Source organism: Agrobacterium sp. CFBP2214 (assembly GCF_030209895.1).
Lineage (GTDB): Bacteria > Pseudomonadota > Alphaproteobacteria > Rhizobiales > Rhizobiaceae > Agrobacterium > Agrobacterium radiobacter.
On the sequence record NZ_JARVRC010000006.1, the window covers coordinates 645693 to 662387 of the forward strand.

16 protein-coding genes are annotated in these 16695 nt (G+C 59.7%); 9 read left to right on the forward strand and 7 right to left on the reverse strand.

What is annotated here, in order from left to right:
• The first annotated feature begins 146 nt into the window (after positions 1–146).
• Positions 147–1064, forward strand: a complete 918-nt coding sequence (locus tag QRN60_RS18635; RefSeq protein WP_003505963.1) for a DMT family transporter — start codon at positions 147–149, stop codon at positions 1062–1064.
• On the opposite strand, the gene QRN60_RS18640 is transcribed toward QRN60_RS18635, so the two are convergent.
• Positions 1045–1971 carry a DMT family transporter gene (locus QRN60_RS18640; protein ID WP_060723078.1) on the reverse strand — a complete coding sequence of 309 codons (927 nt, stop codon included), beginning with the start codon at positions 1969–1971 and terminating at the stop codon, positions 1045–1047. The two genes, QRN60_RS18635 and QRN60_RS18640, sit on opposite strands and share 20 nt — an antisense overlap.
• A gap of 194 nt (positions 1972–2165) precedes the next feature.
• On the opposite strand from QRN60_RS18640, the gene QRN60_RS18645 reads away from it, so the two are divergent.
• Genes QRN60_RS18645 through QRN60_RS18670 form a run of 6 tightly spaced genes read left to right on the forward strand, consistent with a single transcriptional unit; the run spans position 2166 to position 6958 of the window.
• A complete protein-coding gene (locus tag QRN60_RS18645) occupies positions 2166–2633 on the forward strand; it encodes an acetyl-CoA carboxylase biotin carboxyl carrier protein (protein ID WP_129565227.1) in 468 nt (155 codons plus the stop codon).
• Positions 2630–4024: an acetyl-CoA carboxylase biotin carboxylase subunit gene (gene accC / locus QRN60_RS18650; RefSeq protein ID WP_129565226.1), complete on the forward strand. Its 1395-nt coding sequence runs from the start codon at positions 2630–2632 to the stop codon at positions 4022–4024. Before QRN60_RS18645 ends, accC begins: the two co-directional genes overlap by 4 nt.
• Positions 4021–4461 (forward strand): acetyl-CoA carboxylase biotin carboxyl carrier protein, encoded by a 441-nt coding sequence (locus QRN60_RS18655; protein ID WP_129565225.1) that lies wholly within the window; start codon positions 4021–4023, stop codon positions 4459–4461. Before accC ends, QRN60_RS18655 begins: the two co-directional genes overlap by 4 nt.
• Entirely contained in the window at positions 4458–5171 is a 714-nt protein-coding gene (pxpB, locus tag QRN60_RS18660; RefSeq protein WP_129565224.1) for a 5-oxoprolinase subunit PxpB, read from the forward strand. Before QRN60_RS18655 ends, pxpB begins: the two co-directional genes overlap by 4 nt.
• Positions 5168–6166 carry a 5-oxoprolinase subunit C family protein gene (locus tag QRN60_RS18665; RefSeq protein ID WP_129565223.1) on the forward strand — a complete coding sequence of 333 codons (999 nt, stop codon included), beginning with the start codon at positions 5168–5170 and terminating at the stop codon, positions 6164–6166. Before pxpB ends, QRN60_RS18665 begins: the two co-directional genes overlap by 4 nt.
• A 24-nt stretch (positions 6167–6190) precedes the next feature.
• On the forward strand, positions 6191–6958 hold the full coding sequence (locus QRN60_RS18670; protein WP_129565222.1) for a 5-oxoprolinase subunit PxpA: 768 nt from the start codon (positions 6191–6193) through the stop codon (positions 6956–6958).
• A 135-nt stretch (positions 6959–7093) separates the two neighbouring features.
• Here the strand turns inward: QRN60_RS18670 and QRN60_RS18675 are convergent, their stop codons facing one another.
• Genes QRN60_RS18675 through QRN60_RS18690 form a run of 4 tightly spaced genes read right to left on the reverse strand, consistent with a single transcriptional unit; the run spans position 7094 to position 11042 of the window.
• On the reverse strand, positions 7094–8197 hold the full coding sequence (locus QRN60_RS18675) for an ABC transporter ATP-binding protein (RefSeq protein WP_129565221.1): 1104 nt from the start codon (positions 8195–8197) through the stop codon (positions 7094–7096).
• 10 nt (positions 8198–8207) lie between these two features.
• Positions 8208–9284, reverse strand: a complete 1077-nt coding sequence (locus QRN60_RS18680) for an ABC transporter substrate-binding protein (RefSeq protein ID WP_003505945.1) — start codon at positions 9282–9284, stop codon at positions 8208–8210.
• Between the two features lie 25 nt (positions 9285–9309).
• A complete protein-coding gene (locus QRN60_RS18685; RefSeq protein ID WP_003505942.1) occupies positions 9310–10113 on the reverse strand; it encodes an ABC transporter permease in 804 nt (267 codons plus the stop codon).
• Positions 10110–11042 (reverse strand): ABC transporter permease, encoded by a 933-nt coding sequence (locus tag QRN60_RS18690; RefSeq protein ID WP_111834241.1) that lies wholly within the window; start codon positions 11040–11042, stop codon positions 10110–10112. Before QRN60_RS18690 ends, QRN60_RS18685 begins: the two co-directional genes overlap by 4 nt.
• A gap of 426 nt (positions 11043–11468) precedes the next feature.
• Here QRN60_RS18690 and QRN60_RS18695 point away from each other — a divergent pair, with 426 nt between their 5' ends.
• Complete coding sequence (locus QRN60_RS18695; protein WP_111834242.1) at positions 11469–12671, forward strand: pyridoxal phosphate-dependent aminotransferase; 1203 nt, start codon at positions 11469–11471, stop codon at positions 12669–12671.
• A gap of 10 nt (positions 12672–12681) precedes the next feature.
• Entirely contained in the window at positions 12682–13374 is a 693-nt protein-coding gene (locus QRN60_RS18700) for an SDR family NAD(P)-dependent oxidoreductase (RefSeq protein ID WP_129565220.1), read from the forward strand.
• A 61-nt stretch (positions 13375–13435) separates the two neighbouring features.
• Here QRN60_RS18700 and QRN60_RS18705 read toward each other — a convergent pair whose 3' ends face one another.
• Both QRN60_RS18705 and QRN60_RS18710 read right to left on the reverse strand, forming a co-directional pair.
• A complete protein-coding gene (locus tag QRN60_RS18705; protein WP_003505935.1) occupies positions 13436–14341 on the reverse strand; it encodes a LysR substrate-binding domain-containing protein in 906 nt (301 codons plus the stop codon).
• Between the two features lie 113 nt (positions 14342–14454).
• The gene (locus QRN60_RS18710; protein WP_131860933.1) at positions 14455–16695 is read right to left on the reverse strand and encodes a methyl-accepting chemotaxis protein; all 2241 of its coding nucleotides are present in this window, start codon (positions 16693–16695) and stop codon (positions 14455–14457) included.

Sequence of the window (16695 nt, forward strand, 5' to 3'; positions counted from 1 at the left end):
GGGCAAAAGCACCATCGAGTGGTTCCACCGCTTTTCAAAGGGGCAAGCTGCGCATGATGGGGTAAGACAAGATTCTTATGGCCAGCAACCATGGCTATTCTCCGCCTCTTCCCCATGACACGGTCTTTGCTGCGATGGGGAGCGGGATGGATCCTAAGACAGGTATTTTGCTCAAGCTGGTGGCCATGCTGGCATTCACAGTCATGTCCGCCTGCGTGAAGGGTTTGGGCGGAGCGATCCCGGTCGGCGAAGTCGTCTTCTGCCGGGGATTTTTTGCCCTCATTCCCCTCTGTCTCTGGTTCATCGCCTCATCCGAGCGGATAACCGTGCCGGCCGCCAAGAATATAGGCCGCCTGCTTGCGGGCAGCTCGGCTGGATTGGGCGGCATGTTCTTCGGCTTTCTGGCGCTCGCCTATCTGCCGCTGGTGAATGTCACGGTGCTGAGCTACACGACACCGCTTTTCACCATCATGCTGGCCGCGCTGCTTTTGCGCGAAAAAGTGCGGATATATCGCTGGTCCGCCGTGCTGACGGGCTTCATCGGCGTCTTCATCACGCTCTCACCCAACCCGGTGTTTGACGCCGTGTCAGGCCCTACCCAGATCGACAGCATTGCGATGATCGGAACGGCGCTGGCGCTGACCGGTGCGCTTTGCGCGGCCTTTTCCTCCATCGCCGTCCGCCACCTGAACAGCATCGAAAAGCCGTCGCGCATCGTGCTCATCTATACGCTGACGGGTGTCGTCGCCGGCTTCGCCACGCTTGGATTTGGATGGAAGATGCCGGATTTCAACCAGTTTCTGCTGCTCGCCGGCGGCGGGCTTGCCGGCGGCATCGGCCAGATCACCATGACGCTCAGCCTGCGCCATGCCCAGGCCTCCCTGCTGGCGCCGTTCGATTACACGACGATGATCTGGGCGATCGCCCTCGGTTATCTCTTCATGGCCGAAGTGCCGACAGGTGCGACTATCATAGGCGCTTTGACGGTCATCGCCGCCGGGCTGTTCGCCATGTGGCGCGAAAACCGGCTGACGAAACAGGCCGTCAGGGAGCCGACAAGGTAAGCTCATCGGTAAGGCGCTTTTTGTGCAGCCGCCTTTCCCGCCACAACGTGAACAAGCCGGCGGCAACCACGATCGAGGCGCCGAGAATGGTCGTCAGGGCCGGAACCTGATCCATGAAGGTATATCCGATCAGCAGCGCCCAGATCATCGTCGTGTAATCGAACGGCGCCAGCAGTGAAGCCTCGGCATAACGCAGGCTCAGCGTCACCAGTATCTGCGCGATCCCGCCAATGAGACCGGTACCGATCAGCAGGGTCCATTGCCACGCGGTCGGCATTGTCCAGCCCATGCCGATACTGGCAAAACCGATGACTGTTGTGAGCAGTGTGAAATAGAAAATGATCGCACCGGTATTTTCCGTCTGCGTCAGATGCCGGATCTGGATCATCGATATCGCAGAGAAAAAAGCCGCTGCCAGACCGAACAGACCACCGAGCATGGCGACACCCGAACCGGAGGCGACATCCGAAACATCGAAGGAAAAATGCGGCGACAGGATAAGCACGATGCCGCACAGCCCGAAGACCACCGCCGTCCAGCGATAAATCCTCACGACCTCCTTCAGAAGAAAGACCGCCAGAATGACGGTAAAAAGTGGCGTGGCATAGCTGATGGCCGTCGCATCAGCGAGCGGAATGTAAGCCAGCGCCAGATAGCTGAAGACCATGCCGCCGGTTCCGGAAAAACTCCTCACCAGATGCCCGCCAATGTGGCTGGTCGCCACCTGTTTCCGAAATCCTCCCTGCACGGCCATCCACAGACAGAGCGGTAGCATGGCCACCGCCGACCTGAAAAAAACGACCTGCCCGATGGGTATTTCACCCCTGAGACCGCTGATGCAGGCGCCCATCAGCACAAGAGCGAGCGCTGCAGAGATTTTGAGGAGAATGCCTTTGCGGGAATCCATGGTTCGTTCCTTCGGACGTCTTCGAACCGTTTCACCACGCGGCGGCGGGATATCAAACCTCAAACCCGTGTCCATAGAAACTTCGTCTGACCCCATCAATCCCGCCTCCATGGTAGCTGTTGCTGATGGACAGGGTGCGGATTCCGCTCCGCTTGCCTGCCGCCGTGGGGACAAAAAAGACGTTGGAAACCAATATGGATCTGGAAAAGATCAAGAAACTGATCGAGTTTGTCGGCTCTTCGCGAGTGTCCGAATTGACCGTGAGCCAGGAGGGAACCACGGTCCGGATCATTCGCGAAAACAATGCCGTTTCACAGCACGCGACATCATCGCAGCCCCGCACCATTCCGTTGGCGGAAGCGGCACCCGACGAGGCACCCCGCGCCGAAGAACAGGCACCGGCATCCGCCACAGCGGCACCGGCGCCCTCCGGCATCGTCGCGGCACCCTCATTCGGTCTTTTCCACCGCGCTCCGAGCCCGGGCTCGGCACCCTTCGCTGAAGCCGGAGACGAGGTTAGGGAAGGGCAGGAACTCTTCATCATCGAAGCGATGAAAGTGTTCAACACCGTGAGAGCCGAACGAAGCGGCAGGATCGCCAGATTCATCGCCAATGACGGCGAAGACGTCGAACTTGGACAGCCAGTGCTGGAGTTCGAATGATGGATGCAACACTTCCAAAGGAAGGAGCCGGGCAAAGGGCATTCGACAGCGTCCTCATCGCCAATCGCGGCGAAATCGCACTCCGCGTGCAGCGCGCCTGCCGTGAACTCGGCCTGAAGACCATCATGGTCTATTCGGAAGCGGACAAGGATGCGGATTATCTGAAGGCGGCCGATACCGCCATCTGCATCGGCCCGGCTTCTCCCGGCCAGAGCTATCTCAACGTGCCGGCTATCCTGCTTGCCATGAAGCTGACGGGCGCAGGCGCTGTTCATCCCGGTTATGGTTTTCTCTCCGAAAGGGCATCGTTTTCGGAAGCGGTTGAGGAAGCGGGCGCGGTTTTCATCGGCCCACGTGCCGACGCCATCCGCACCATGGGCGACAAGATCGCGGCAAAACGGGCGATGATGGAGGCCGGCGTGCCCTGCGTTCCCGGCCCCGATTCCGCCCTGCCGGATGACATGGCGGAGGTTTCGAAAATCGCCACTGAGATCGGCTATCCCGTCATCGTCAAGGCAGCCGGCGGCGGCGGTGGACGTGGCATGCGCGTCGTTCATGATGCCTCCACCCTTCACGACGCCGTTCTCGTTACGCGCGAAGAGGCAAGCCGCGCCTTCGGAACGCCGGAACTCTATATCGAAAAATTCCTCGAACATCCTCGCCATGTCGAAATTCAGGTTCTCTGCGATGGTCAGGGCGGCGGCGTCTGGGTTGGCCTGCGCGATTGCTCGATGCAGCGCCGGCACCAGAAAGTCGTCGAGGAAGGTCCGGCCATCGGCATCCCGCCTGATGTTGCGGCCTTTGTCGGCAATCGCTGCGTTGAAGCGTGCCGCCAGATCGGTTATCGCGGCGTCGGCACCTTCGAGTTTCTTTATGAAAACGGCGAATTCTACTTTATCGAGATGAACACCCGTCTGCAGGTCGAACATCCGGTCACGGAAATGACCTCGGGCGTGGATCTGGTGCGCCAGCAGCTTCTCGTCGCTCTCGGCTATCCGCTGGAAATTTCGCAGGAGGACATCGTCTGCGAGGGACACTCGATCGAGTGCCGTATCAATGCCGAAGATCCCTACAGTTTCATTCCCTGCCCCGGTCTGATCACGGCTCTCCACTTGCCGGGCGGCCCCGGCGTGCGGGTCGATACCCATGTAACAGCGGGCTATCGGGTTTCCGCCCATTACGATTCGCTGATCGCCAAGCTCATCGTCCATGCGCCGACGCGCGAACAGGCGATCATGCGCATGCGCCGCGTGCTTGGCGAAATACGCATCGAAGGCGTCTCCACCAACCTGCCGCTGCATCGGGAAATATTGGAAGACCCGGCCTTCTCCGAAGGCGGCACTGACATCCATTACCTCGAACACTGGCTTGCAGCGCGGAGTTCAAAATGAAGCGACAGTCTGTTTCGATATCCCGCTACAGCGAGCCTGGCATCATTGCCGATCTTGCCGCTTACCTTGAGCGCAACAACGTATCCGCCATCGAAATAGAGACGCCGGATGGGTCACTGAAGATCGTCGCCATGGCAGGGGGCCAGGCTCCTGCCGCACCGCGCCCCGCCGAGACGGCCAAGGCGCCGGCAAAGACCGGAGACATCCTTGCCCGCGCACCGATTGCCGGCATCTTCACCCCAGCGCATCCGCAGCGCCCCGACAGCCCGATCCAGACAGGAAAATCGGTAGTGAATGGCGAAATCGTTGCATTCGTGACAGTCGGACCCGTGATCGTTCCGGTGATCGCCGACAAAGCCGGCACCGTCACCGAAGTGGTGGCAGAAGCCCGTGCGCTTGTCGGATATGGCTCCACCCTTCTCAGGACCGAAGCATGATGGTGACGTCAATGAGCAACCTCCCGCTGAAAACGCCCCACCTTTCCCCCGCTCATCTGGGCCTGCCGAAAATCTCGATGATCGGCAACAAGACCTTTCTGATCGAAGCGCCCGGCGAGCTGGACCTGCCTGCACAGCGGCGCATCTGGGCGCTGACACGCGCGCTGAAGGACCGCCCCGATGTGCTGGAACTGATACCCGGCATGACCAACCTCCTGATCGTGCTGCGCGGCACGCCCGATGATGCCGGGTGTTTGCAGGATGAACTTCTCGATATCTGGCAAAGAACCGCGGAACTCGATCTTCTCGGCAAGACCATCGAGGTGCCGACGACCTATGGCGGCGAGCACGCCATCGATCTTGCCGCGATCTGCGATTATTCAGGCCTATCGGACAAGGAAGTCGTGCGCCTGCACTTCGAGCAGACCTATACGGTTTTCGCCGTCGGCAGCGCGCCGGGCTTTGGTTATCTCGGCGGTCTCGATCCACGCATTTTCATGCCACGCAAAAAAGTCCCGTCGCTGCGCATGCTGAAAGGCATGGTGACGATCGGCGGTATGCAGTCTGGCATCTCGGTCCTGACCGGGCCTAATGGCTGGAATTCGCTGGGTTTCACCGAAATCACCATGTTCGACGCCGCGGCCGAGCAGCCGGCGGTGCTTGCGCCCGGCGACCGGGTTCGTTTCCTTCCTGAAAGGATCGAACTATGATCCATATTCTTGCCTGCGGACCGCTGAACACCGTCCAGGATCTTGGCCGCGCGGGTTACCGCAATATCGGCATCACCGCCACGGGCGCGATGGATCCCATTGCGCTCAGGGTCGGCAATATCCTCGTCGGCAACGGCGAAGACGCCGCCGCGATTGAAATCCAGACCTTCCCTTTCCGCATCGAGTTCGAAGAGGCACTGACCTTCGCCGTGACCGGCGCAGATTGCGCGGCACGGCTTGATGGTGCGGATCTGCCACCCTACTGGTGCACTCGGGCTGAAAAAGGTCAAATACTCGAGCTTTCGACACCGCAGAAGAATGCGCGTGCCTATCTCTGCCTTCAGGGCGGCATCGACGTTCCGGTGGTGATGGGATCGCGCAGCACCTCGCTTCGCGGTTCCTTCGGCGGCCACGAAGGACGCCATCTCGCGACCGGCGACAGGCTTGCCGTTCTGCCATCCGAGGCCTCGCCGCTGCCCTCAAACGGTCTTGGTGTCATGGCGCTTGCCGATGCGATGCCGGACATGTTTCCGGTGTCCGACAATGGCGAATTGCTGCTGAGAGCCATTCCGGCCGCCGAACACGATCTTTTCGGCGAAGGCGCCGAACGTTTCTGGTCGGAGGCCTGGAAAATCACCTCACAGAGCGACCGCACCGGTTACCGGCTTGCCGGAACGCCGATGACACTTTCGGCCCCGGTGGAGCTGCGTTCTTACGGCGTCATTCCCGGGGTGGTTCAGGTGCCGCCAAGCGGCGAGCCGATCATCCAGATGAGCGACGCCAATACGGCCGGCGGTTATCCCAAGATGGCCGGCATCATCGACAGCGATCTGTGGCGGCTCGGACAGGCGCGCATCGGCAGCCGCATCCGCTTCGTGCAGGCGACGGTGCGTGAGGCGCTGGAAGTCGAACAGGCGATCGACGCCTATTTCGCGGATATCCGCAAGACCCTGCCGCTGGTCACCGCCGCACTCGGCACGCTCGCAAAACGATAATCCTGAAAAACAAGGAGAGGGACCATGAAGATCGATGTTAATTCCGATATGGGCGAAGGTTTCGGCGTCTATAAGGTCTGCGACGACGAGAAACTTATGGAAGTCGTCTCTTCGGCAAATATCGCCTGCGGATTCCATGCGGGCGATCCGGAAATGATGGCGCGCATGGTGCGTCTGGCCAAACAGAACGGCGTCGGCGTCGGCGCGCATCCGGGCCTTGCCGACCGTCTCGGCTTTGGCCGCCGCGAAATTCCCGTCGACGCGGAAGAAATGGAACAGCAGGTTCTCTACCAGCTCGGCGCGCTATCGGCGATTGTGAGGGCGCAGGATGTCGCGCTTTCTCACATCAGCTTCCATGCTGCCATGGGCAACATGATCAACCGCGACGCGGCCCTTGCCGAACGGATCATGAAAAAGATCAAAGCGGTTGATCCCAATCTCATCGTCTTTTCGATGCCGGACATGCTGATCGAAAAGGCCGCGCTGGATTGCGGGCTGAAGGTGCTCAATCTTTTCCTCGCCGACCGGGCCTATGATGTGAAGGGGCAGCTCGTGCCGCGCAAGCTGCCCAATTCCGTCATCAAGGAAGAGACGAAAGTGCGCGCGCGCGTGCGCCAGTTTCTGGAAAAAGGCACCGTCACGACAATCGAGGGCGAGATCATCCCCGTTCGCGCCAGATCGATCCTCGTTCACAGCGATACACCCGGTTCGCTGGAGCTTGCTCGCACGGTGCGCAGCGAAGTGGAAGCCTGCGGGGGCAGCGTCGTTCCGGCCCGCGAAGTAGTCGTCTGAGGGCGGCCCGCTTTCCTCTTATCATTGACAATCAAACAATTACGGCACCGTGCATCATTTCTGGAGCACGGTGCCATTACATTTTCAGGTATTTTTCGTCGGCCGAACCGGTGAACCGATCCGGCAGAGGAAGTATCAATTCAGCTGGATCACGTGATTGCTGTCGTTTGTCCAGCTCAGTTTCACCCGGTCGCCGTCCACGCTGACGGCATTGGTGAACCCTTCCGTCTGGGTCTGCCTGTAGGCGATCATCGGCTCGCCACTATCCAGCCGCAGGTAGTAGTGCAGCATAAAACCGCGATAGACGACCTGCTCCACTTTTGCCGTCGTGGAATTGCTGGCGTTTTCACCCGCGTCGGCCGCAAGCGGCGAAACCGAGATCGCCTCCGGGCGAACCGTGACAACAACCTTGTCGCCCTGGACCGTACCCATGTCATCCACATCCAGCCGCACCCCGGCACCGGTCACAAGCCGTGCGGCGCGACCGTTGCGTTCCACCACACTCGCCTCGAAGAAGTTCGAGGCGCCGATGAAGCCGGCAACGAAGCGCGTCAGCGGCTTCTGGTAGATTTCACCTGCCGGCGCGATCTGCTCGAGATTGCCGTCCCGCATCACGGCGATCTGGTCCGCCATGGTCAGGGCCTCGTCCTGATCATGCGTCACCATGATGGTGGTGAGGCCAAGCCGCTGCTGCAGGCTGCGGATTTCAACCTGCATGCTTTCCCGAAGGCCTTTGTCGAGCGCCCCAAGCGGCTCGTCCAGCAGCAGCATCGAAGGTTCGATCACCAGAGCGCGCGCCAGTGCGACACGCTGCTGCTGGCCGCCGGAAAGCTGCGCCGGCAGCCGGTCGCCGAAGGCGTGCAGCTGAACGAGATCGAGCGCCTGCTTCACACGCCCTTCCCGATCGGCCTTGGAAACGCCCCGCATCTCGAGACCGAAGGCGACGTTTTCGGCAACGGTCATATGGGGAAACAGGGCGTAGTTCTGAAACAGCATACCGACATTGCGGCGATGAACCGGGGTGCGCGTGGTCGGCTTGCCGCCGACCACGATTTCACCCGAGGTGGGATCGACGAGCCCCGCAATCATGCGAAGGCAGGTCGTTTTCCCGCATCCGCTCGGACCGAGAAGCGCCAGGATTTCCCCTGCCTTGACGGTAAGCGAAACATCATCGACGGCAACGACCTGACCGCTGTAATGCTTGGTCAGTCTTTCCAGGCGGACTTCTACGGATTTCATCTGCGTTCCCTCAGCCGTTAAAGGTCTGGTTGTATTTTTCGAGCCACTGCGCGCGGCGCGGAATGATGTATTTCCAGTCCGGCGTGAAGAGGTTCAGCGATTCCATCTTCGCTTCCGGATAGGCAAGGAATTTCGCCGTATCCGCGCCGAACTCGATGCCCTTGACGGAGGGGGCGCTGAGCGTGGCTTCAGACAGCATCTTCTGCACGCCGGGGTCGAGGATGCGGTTGATATAGGCGAGAGCGAGATCGCGGTGCGGCCCGCCCTTGACCAGCGCGATGGAGTTGATGCCGGTGAAAGCGCCTTCCTTCGGGAAGGTCATGTCCAGCGGCACGCCCTTTTTGGTGTGTGGATAAACGGCCTTGGAATATTCGATGCCGCCGAAATCCGCCTGGCCCTGCGCAACCATCATGGTCTGCGCTTCCGCATCATAGATGGAAAGGACGTTCGGCTTCAGGTCGGCAAGTTTCGCCCAGCCTGCATCGGTGGCATATTGCGCTTCTTTCAGCGGTTTGCCGGTCGCAAGTGCGGCCGCCACCATCAGCATCAGAACGCTCTGGGTATTCTTCGGCGTATTCAGAAGCATCCGGCGGGCATATTTCTTGTCGAACATCTGTTCGTAACTTTCGAACGGCTTGCCCGTTGTCGGATTGTAGAACAGGCCGGCAATCGAAATTGCAAAACCGACGCCGAAATTGTCTTCGAAAAGATAACGGGAATAGACGTTCTTGAGGTTGGGGATTTCGTCGATCGGCAATTGCTCGATCAGGCCTTCCTCCTTGGCCTGGGGAACGCCGACATCGTCCATCGACATCACGCTATATTGCGGATTTTCGCGGGTGGCGCGCAGCGTGGCGATATTGGCAAGCGTTGCGCCTTCAGTCGTCAGGACCCGGCACTTATATTCCTTTTCGAAGGCCGGGATCACTTCCTTCTTGATCAGCCCGCCCTGTGCCGAATTATAGACGCCGACATACATGGTGCGGTCCTGCGCGGAAGCCGCGGTATAAAAATAGGGTGTGGCGAGCGCGCCTGCGGTGACTGTGAGGAAACTGCGCCGTTTCATGATGATGGTCTTGTCTGTCATTTCCGGTACCCCTCTTGTTGTTGATTTACATTGCCATTGCCCGGCGCAGACCAACCAGCCTGTCGAGGACGAGCACGACGGTAACCGCCAGAACGATGATGATGGTGGACATGGTCGCGACCGAAGGATCAAAGACCGTACCGATCTGGCGATAGAGAACGATGGGCACGGGCAGGTTCGCGGAATCGGCCAGCCACATCGAAACGGGATAATTGTCAAAAGAAACCATGAAGCAGAAGATCGAGCCGGAGGCGACACCGGGCGCGATCTGCGGAAAGATCACCCGCGTGAAGGTTTTCCAGCGGGTGGCGCCAAGCGTGCGCGCCGCTTCCTCGAGGCTGACATTGACGAGCTGGAGGCTGGTCAGCACCGTGCGGATCACATAGGGCGACGTCACCACGGTATGGGCGATGAGAAGCTTCAGCTTGGTATCCATCCAGCCGTAGCCGGAAAAGAGCTGCAGCAGCGCAAGGCCGGTCACCAGCACGGGAAAGATCAGCGGCGAAAGCAGTAGCCCCTTCATCAGCGAGCGGCCGATGAATTTACCCCGGGAGAGCGCGAAGGCTGCGGGAACGCCAAGTGCCAGCGACAGAATGGTGGTCGCCACCGCAAGCGCCGCACTGAAGGTGAGGCCGGCGGTGAATTCCTCGTTCTGCATTACCGCCGCATACCAGCGGAAGGTGAAACCCTGCGGCGGGAAGGTGACGAAATAGCTGTCGGAAAACGAGATGGCGACGACAAGGACGATCGGAGCCAGAATGAAGACCATCATGGCAGCGGTGATCGCATAAAGGACGATGGCGGGTGTGCCGGTCAGCTTGTTGTTCATGATGCACTTGCCTTGATACGACGCCCGCCGAGCAACCTCATCGAGACGGCGTTGATCAGAATGACGATGAAGACGAGGATGGTGGCGATGGTGGCGCCGAACGGCCAGTCATAGACCGCGAGAACCTGCTGTTCGACCATGTTGCCGAGCATTTGCGAGCCGGGACCGCCGATCAAAGCGGGAATGACATAGGATGCGGAGGCGAGCGAGAACACCAGCGTGAAACCCGCCACGAGGCCGGGAAGGCTGAGCGGGAAAGTGATCCGCAGGAAAACTTTCCACGCGGGCGCACCGAGCGTGCGGGCGGCCTGCTGCAGATTCGGATCAATCTTGCCAAGCGCGGACGACAGCGGCAGCACCATCATCGGGAAGAAGATGTGCAGAGAGCCGATGATGACGGCGGCGTCCGAAAAAAGCAGCGTCAACGGGCTATCTATGATGCCCAGATTCATCAGGATGTAGTTCAAGAGACCGGTCGGACCATTGCCCAGAATGAGCTGCCAGCCGTAAGCGCGAACCACGACGCTGACGGCCAGCGGTGCGATGACGATCAGCGTGATGATGCGGGTCGTGACGATATTGCCGCGCACGAGAACGGTCGCGACCGGATAGGCGAGTATAGCCGCGAGAGCCGAAGTGATCAGGCTGATGCGGATCGTCGCCCAGAGCACTTTCTGGTAAAGATCGACCTCGAAAAACCTCACATAGTGTGCAAACGTGAAGGGGGCACCGATCAACCCCTGCGAGTTCTGCGTCATGACGCTGAAGGTCATCAACCGAATTGCCGGCCAGAAGAAAAAGATCGTGAGAAAGATCAGAAGCGGCAGGATGAGTATGCCGGGCGAAAACAGCCGGCGCTCGATGGCTTTCCAGCCGGAAACTCCACGGCGTGGCGGGGCATGTGGTTCCATGATCGCAATATCCGACATCTATACTCCCGTCGCGTTGAATACGGCACGAGGCATCGCGTTGAGCCGAACGAAATCGTCCAGGCCCTATGACTAGAATTTGCTGGGTGTGCTCCCTGTCGAGGTATCCGGTCTTTTGCCGGCCCCTGTCGCATGTTTCTGCATTTTCGCGCCGGTTACCTCTTTGGGTAATATTGTCCGATGCGTCGTTCCCTTGTTGTTGTCAGGAGCTTAGGGGCTAAGCCGACGCGCTGCATAATAGTTTATTGCTCTTAGGTCATCGCATACGAGTATGGACCTGCGCCCTCTCAGAGCGATGCATCAAAATCCCGTATGACCTCACATCGAAGTCGTATTGGGGAAACGGCGGAAATTTCCCGTAACCTCTTTGTCATGCACTGGCACCACGAAGATGCCTGCCTTCACCGTTACAATCGGAAATGATCCATGCCCGCTATCGCCCAACGCCTCAACAACGTCACCGTTTCAGCCTCGCTTGCCATGACCCAGAAAGCCCGCGACCTCGCGGCTCAGGGCATCAAGGTCATCAGCCTGTCGTCCGGCGAGCCGGATTTCCCGACCCCTGCCCACGCGGTTGAAGCGGCGCACGCGGCCGCCGTTGCCGGCGATACGAAATATCCGCCCGCCGACGGAACGCCTGCCCTGCGCGCCGCCATCCAGCGGAAGTTCAAGCGTGATAACAATCTCGACTACGATCCAAGCCAGATTCTGGTGGCGGGCGGCGGCAAGCAGATCATCTTCAACGCCATCATGGCCACCTGCGACCCAGGCGACGAAGTCGTCATCCCCGCGCCGTCCTGGATCAGCTATGCCGATATCGTCAAGTTTTCGGGCGCCGTGCCGGTGCCGGTGGTTTGCCCCGAAAATAACGGTTTCCGCCTGCGGGCCGAAGATCTCGAAGCCGCCATCACCCCGAAAACCAAATGGCTGCTTTTCAACTTCCCAAACAACCCCACCGGCGCCGCCTGCTCGCGAGCGGAAATGAAAGAGATCGCCGAAGTCATGCTGCGGCATCCGCATGTCTGGATCATGACTGACGACATGTATGAACATCTGATCTATGACGACTTCGAATTCTGCACCATCGCCGAAGTCGAACCGCGGCTCTATGATCGGGTTCTGACCGTCAACGGCGCATCGAAAGCCTATGCCATGACCGGCTGGCGTCTCGGCTTCTGCGGCGGCCCGAAGGACCTCATCAAGGCCATCAGCAACGTCAACACCCAGAACAGCGGCGGTGTCGCAACCATCGTACAGGCTGCCGCCGTCGCGGTTCTCGACGGCCCGCAGGATCTGCTGAAGGAACGCGCCGATATCTACAAGACGCGCCGCGATTTCGTGCTCGACAAGCTCGCCGAAATCGACGGCATCCGCTGCCACAAGCCGGAAGGCGCCTTCTATATCTTCCCGAACATTGGGGCGCTGATCGGCAAGACGACAAAGGGCGGCAAGAAGATCGAGAACGACACCGATTTCGTCATGGCGCTTCTCGCCGAACATCACGTTGCGACTGTGCAGGGTGCGGCCTATGGCTTGAGCCCCTTCTTCCGGCTTTCTTATGCCACCAGCATGGAGAACCTGGCCGAAGGCTGCGCCCGCATCGCCGAATTCTGCAATGGAATGAAATAGGGAGAGCAGCATGTTGGGAGGAAGTGGCCGTGTCATCATGGTTTCCGGCGCATCGCGAGGCCTTGGCCTTGCGATCGCCAAGAGGCTTCACGAAGCCGGTTTCACCGTCGCGGCGGGAGCGCGAAATCCGGCCGCTGTTGCGGTAAAGGACGGGCTTTCGGCTGATCGATACGATGCGGAAGAGGCGGGCTCGGCCGAGGCCTGGGTTGAAGCCGTCGCAACAAGATATGGCCGGATCGACGGTCTGGTAAATTGCGCCGGCATCAACCCGAAGGTCCGGGTCATGGATGCGGGCGAAGAAAGCCTCGACCAGATGTGGCGCATCAACGTCAAGGGGCCCCTGAGGGTAACACGCGCCGCCATTCCCCATCTCGTCAAGTCCGGAAAGGGCAGGGTCATAAATGTCGCCTCGCTGGCGGGACGCCGCGTTGGCTCCAATGTCGGTTATGCAATGACGAAATTCGCCGTCGTCGCCCTCACCCACGGCATCCGCCAGGAATTATGGGACAGCGGCGTGCGCGCCACCGCCCTCTGCCCAGGTTACATCGCGACCGACATGACAGCAGGCGAAACGGAAGTCAGCCGCGAGGATATGACCCAGCCGGAGGATCTCGCTGAAATGGTGCAAACCCTGCTTTGCCTGCCGAACAACCTTTCGGTGGCCGAACTACTGGTGAATTGCCGCAAGGAATCAATGCTTTAATCTTTTCTGCGCGGTGCAGAATGACTGTGCCGCGCGTAGTTTTAAAACCGGCCTGACCCTTTTATTTCAGGGTCTCCGCCAGTTGCAGCAATATCTCCTTGACGGCCAGCGCAGGCTCGGAGAGCGGCGTATTGTCCGATACGCAGAAGGACAGCGTTTCCTCGATCATCGGGCTGGCGATCTGCCTTACAACGATTTCCTCATTGGATTCCGCCACGATACGATCGGCGATGGCCTTGGGCGTTATGGTCGCGCCAAGCCCGGCATCCACGCCGCGCGCGATGGTTCTTACCGATTCCAGCTCCGCCATGACGATCAGATCCTTGCGGCTGCGGGTGAAAGCGAGATTGATGGCGCGGCGTACGAAATTATAGGTCGGCGGTAGAAGGAAGGGCAGAAACGCCAGATCCGCCACCGTGATCGGCGCGTCACCCGGTTCCACGCCGAAGCTGCGATGCACGACCAGCACGAATTCCTCACGCAACAGCGGCGTGAACTTGACGCCCCTGATCGGCCCGGTGCCGTGAATCAGGCCCATTTCCAAACGGCCATTCATGATCATCTGGCTATAGGGCTGGCTGACGCTTTCCGTGATGTGCAGCAGAATGCCGGGATGAAGCCGCTTGGTTTCTTCCATCAGACGCAGCGAGAGCGTGGCGGCGCTGCTGAAAGGCGCAAGCCCCACCGACACCTTGCCGGAAAGCACCGCGCCCGCTTCCAGCGCCTCCGCCTGCGCCTGCTCCATCTGTCGCAGAATGACCTGCGCATGCCTGTAGACGACCTTGCCGGCATCGGTCATGACCACGCCCTGCTGGCTTCGGGTCAGCAGTTTCTGGCGGAAATGCTCCTCGATACTCGCCAGTTGCTGGCTAAGCGCCGGCTGGGCAATATGCAGCACATCGGCCGCCCTGGTTATGCTACCCATGTCGACAATCGTGATAAACGATTTCAGGCGCCTGATATCCATCTGCTGTTGATCATCCCATTACTGCTTGCAGGAATAAGATGCTCAATTTGCAGACAAAGTCCATCTTCCATTTCCCCGCCGGCCCCAACAGCGCCGATGGCGAAGGCGTCCAATCAGGCCGCCCTGAGAGAACCCCGATGGACACCCGTTCCCTGACCGAGTTCGAACTGGCCGAGCAGCCGGTTCAGCGCATCGACCTCTGTTGCCAGGGTGTGGCTTGCGGCAGTCATCTCCTCGACCATTGCCGCATTTTTCTGCGTGTCCTGATCCATCTGGTTGACGGCAACGTTGATCTGTTGGAGGCCGGACGACTGTTCCTGCGCGGATTCCACGATCGCGGCGACGTGCTGGTTGATCTCCTGCACTTCGGCAACGATGACATCGAGCGCCTTGCCGGTGTCGCCGACAAGATGCACGCCGTCTTCGACCTGCTGGTTCGACTTTGTGATCAGCGACTTGATTTCCTTCGCCGCGGCGGCGGAGCGTTGGGCAAGCTCACGCACTTCCTGCGCCACCACGGCAAAACCCTTGCCCGCCTCTCCGGCACGCGCCGCTTCCACCCCGGCATTCAACGCCAGCAAATTCGTCTGGAAGGCGATCTCGTCGATCACGCCGATGATGCTGGAAATCTCGTTTGACGATTTCTCTATCCGCTCCATCGCCAGCACGGCCTGCCGTACGACCTCACCCGACCGTTCCGCGCCGATGCGCGTGCGGGAAACGAGCCGGCCCGCCTCATGTGCACGGTTCGCGGCGTCCTTTACCGTTATCGTGATCTCCTCAAGGGCGGCAGCGGTTTCTTCAACGGCCGCCGCCTGCTGCTCCGTTCGCCGCGCCAGATCATCGGACGCCGCCTTGATTTCATTGGCGCCGGCATCGATGCCAGAGGCATTTTCCGATACCCGCAGAAGCGCGTCCTGCAATTTCCCGGCCGAGCCGTTGAAGTCGCTCCGCACCGCATCGAGCTGCTCGACAAAGGGATCGTCTATTCGACAGGACACATCGCCGTCGGCGAGCTTTGCCAGCGCATAGGCCAGGCTGTCGACGGCAAAGCGGATGCTGCTCGCCTCATCGGCGGCCCTGCGTTCCCGGACCGTGCGCTCTTCTTCGCCAAGCGCGCGGTTGCTCTCCGCCTGCTGTTCCAGCGAGGCCTTTTGTCGATTGTTTTCGCGCAGAACGTCAAGCGAGCGGGCAAGATCGCCGATCTCGTCCCTTGTCTCGATATCCTTCAGTGTCAGCTGAAGATTTCCCTGCGCAATCTGGGCGGTCTCATCGATGATGTTGGCGATGCGCCCGATGAACCGCCGCGCGATGAACCATCCCGCCAGCGCCAGCAGCACGGTGGCCGTCACGATCGTCACAGCGGCGTCACGCATCATCGCATGCAGCTGCGCAAGCACTGTTTCTTCCGGCACCGAGATGATTGCGTACCATTTCATGTCCTGGGTAAGCATGACGGGCAAGGCGATGGCGAAGGACTTCGTTCCGTCCTGTGTGGTAATCTCCCGCTCCGCACCGGGATTTGCAATCAGCTGATCCCAGCCAGCGGTCTGCGCACCGCCATCCGCAAGGCTTTTTCCCATGATCGCCGCATCCGGGTGGCTGATGATCTTGCCGCCGCCGCTGACGAGACTGACGAAACCCGTTCCCATGGGCCGCACGGTCGAAAGCGCCTTGCCTGTTTCATCAAGCGACAGGTCGAGGCCAGCAACGCCCAGAGGTTTGCCATCGACCATAACCGGCTTGGCGATAGAGGTGATCAGAACCTCCTTGCCGTCGATTGCATAAGAATAGGGTTCGATGACGACCGTTTTCTTCAGGGTAAAGGGCAATTGATAATAATCGCCCGGGCCTGCGGTGGCATAGTCGGTCAAAGCGGTATTGCTTATTTTGCCGCCGCTGCGTACCCAATAGGGTATGTACCGGCCGGTCGCGTCATGGCCTTCCCTGTTGGCGAAATCCGCGTCCTTACCGTCAAACGCATTGGGCTCCCATCCGGTCCAGAGGCCAAGGATATCGGGGTTATTGGCCAGCATCTGGTGAATGATCTGATCGGCCTTGCCCCGGTCGGCATCACCTGACTGTTTCATCGATTCCAGAACGGAGGCGAGGCTGTTGACGATGTGAATGGTACCGCCGATATTCTTTTCGGTCACTAGCGCTTCGGCATGGGCGATCTGCCGCATACGCTCGAGATTGTTGGCCCTGGTATCCTCCATGGACCGATAAAACAGCACGGCCGAAGCCGCGATCGTCGCAAAGACACCACATGCGGCAACCGCAAAAATATTCCGGCCCGTAACACCTTCGGAAGTTTGCGTTGCAAGAGGCTTTGACCAGTTGCGTAGCCCCAA

Coding starts and splice junctions, on each gene's coding strand:
- QRN60_RS18635 (WP_003505963.1), top strand. CDS start 147: ATGGATCCTAAGACAGGTATTTTGCTCAAGCTGGTGGCCATGCTGGCA.
- accC (WP_129565226.1), top strand. CDS start 2,630: ATGATGGATGCAACACTTCCAAAGGAAGGAGCCGGGCAAAGGGCATTC.
- QRN60_RS18700 (WP_129565220.1), top strand. CDS start 12,682: ATGTTGGGAGGAAGTGGCCGTGTCATCATGGTTTCCGGCGCATCGCGA.
- QRN60_RS18695 (WP_111834242.1), top strand. CDS start 11,469: ATGCCCGCTATCGCCCAACGCCTCAACAACGTCACCGTTTCAGCCTCG.
- QRN60_RS18655 (WP_129565225.1), top strand. CDS start 4,021: ATGAAGCGACAGTCTGTTTCGATATCCCGCTACAGCGAGCCTGGCATC.
- QRN60_RS18670 (WP_129565222.1), top strand. CDS start 6,191: ATGAAGATCGATGTTAATTCCGATATGGGCGAAGGTTTCGGCGTCTAT.
- QRN60_RS18640 (WP_060723078.1), bottom strand. CDS start 1,971: ATGGATTCCCGCAAAGGCATTCTCCTCAAAATCTCTGCAGCGCTCGCT.
- QRN60_RS18690 (WP_111834241.1), bottom strand. CDS start 11,042: ATGTCGGATATTGCGATCATGGAACCACATGCCCCGCCACGCCGTGGA.
- QRN60_RS18665 (WP_129565223.1), top strand. CDS start 5,168: ATGATCCATATTCTTGCCTGCGGACCGCTGAACACCGTCCAGGATCTT.
- QRN60_RS18680 (WP_003505945.1), bottom strand. CDS start 9,284: ATGACAGACAAGACCATCATCATGAAACGGCGCAGTTTCCTCACAGTC.
- QRN60_RS18685 (WP_003505942.1), bottom strand. CDS start 10,113: ATGAACAACAAGCTGACCGGCACACCCGCCATCGTCCTTTATGCGATC.
- QRN60_RS18645 (WP_129565227.1), top strand. CDS start 2,166: ATGGATCTGGAAAAGATCAAGAAACTGATCGAGTTTGTCGGCTCTTCG.
- pxpB (WP_129565224.1), top strand. CDS start 4,458: ATGATGGTGACGTCAATGAGCAACCTCCCGCTGAAAACGCCCCACCTT.
- QRN60_RS18675 (WP_129565221.1), bottom strand. CDS start 8,197: ATGAAATCCGTAGAAGTCCGCCTGGAAAGACTGACCAAGCATTACAGC.
- QRN60_RS18705 (WP_003505935.1), bottom strand. CDS start 14,341: ATGGATATCAGGCGCCTGAAATCGTTTATCACGATTGTCGACATGGGT.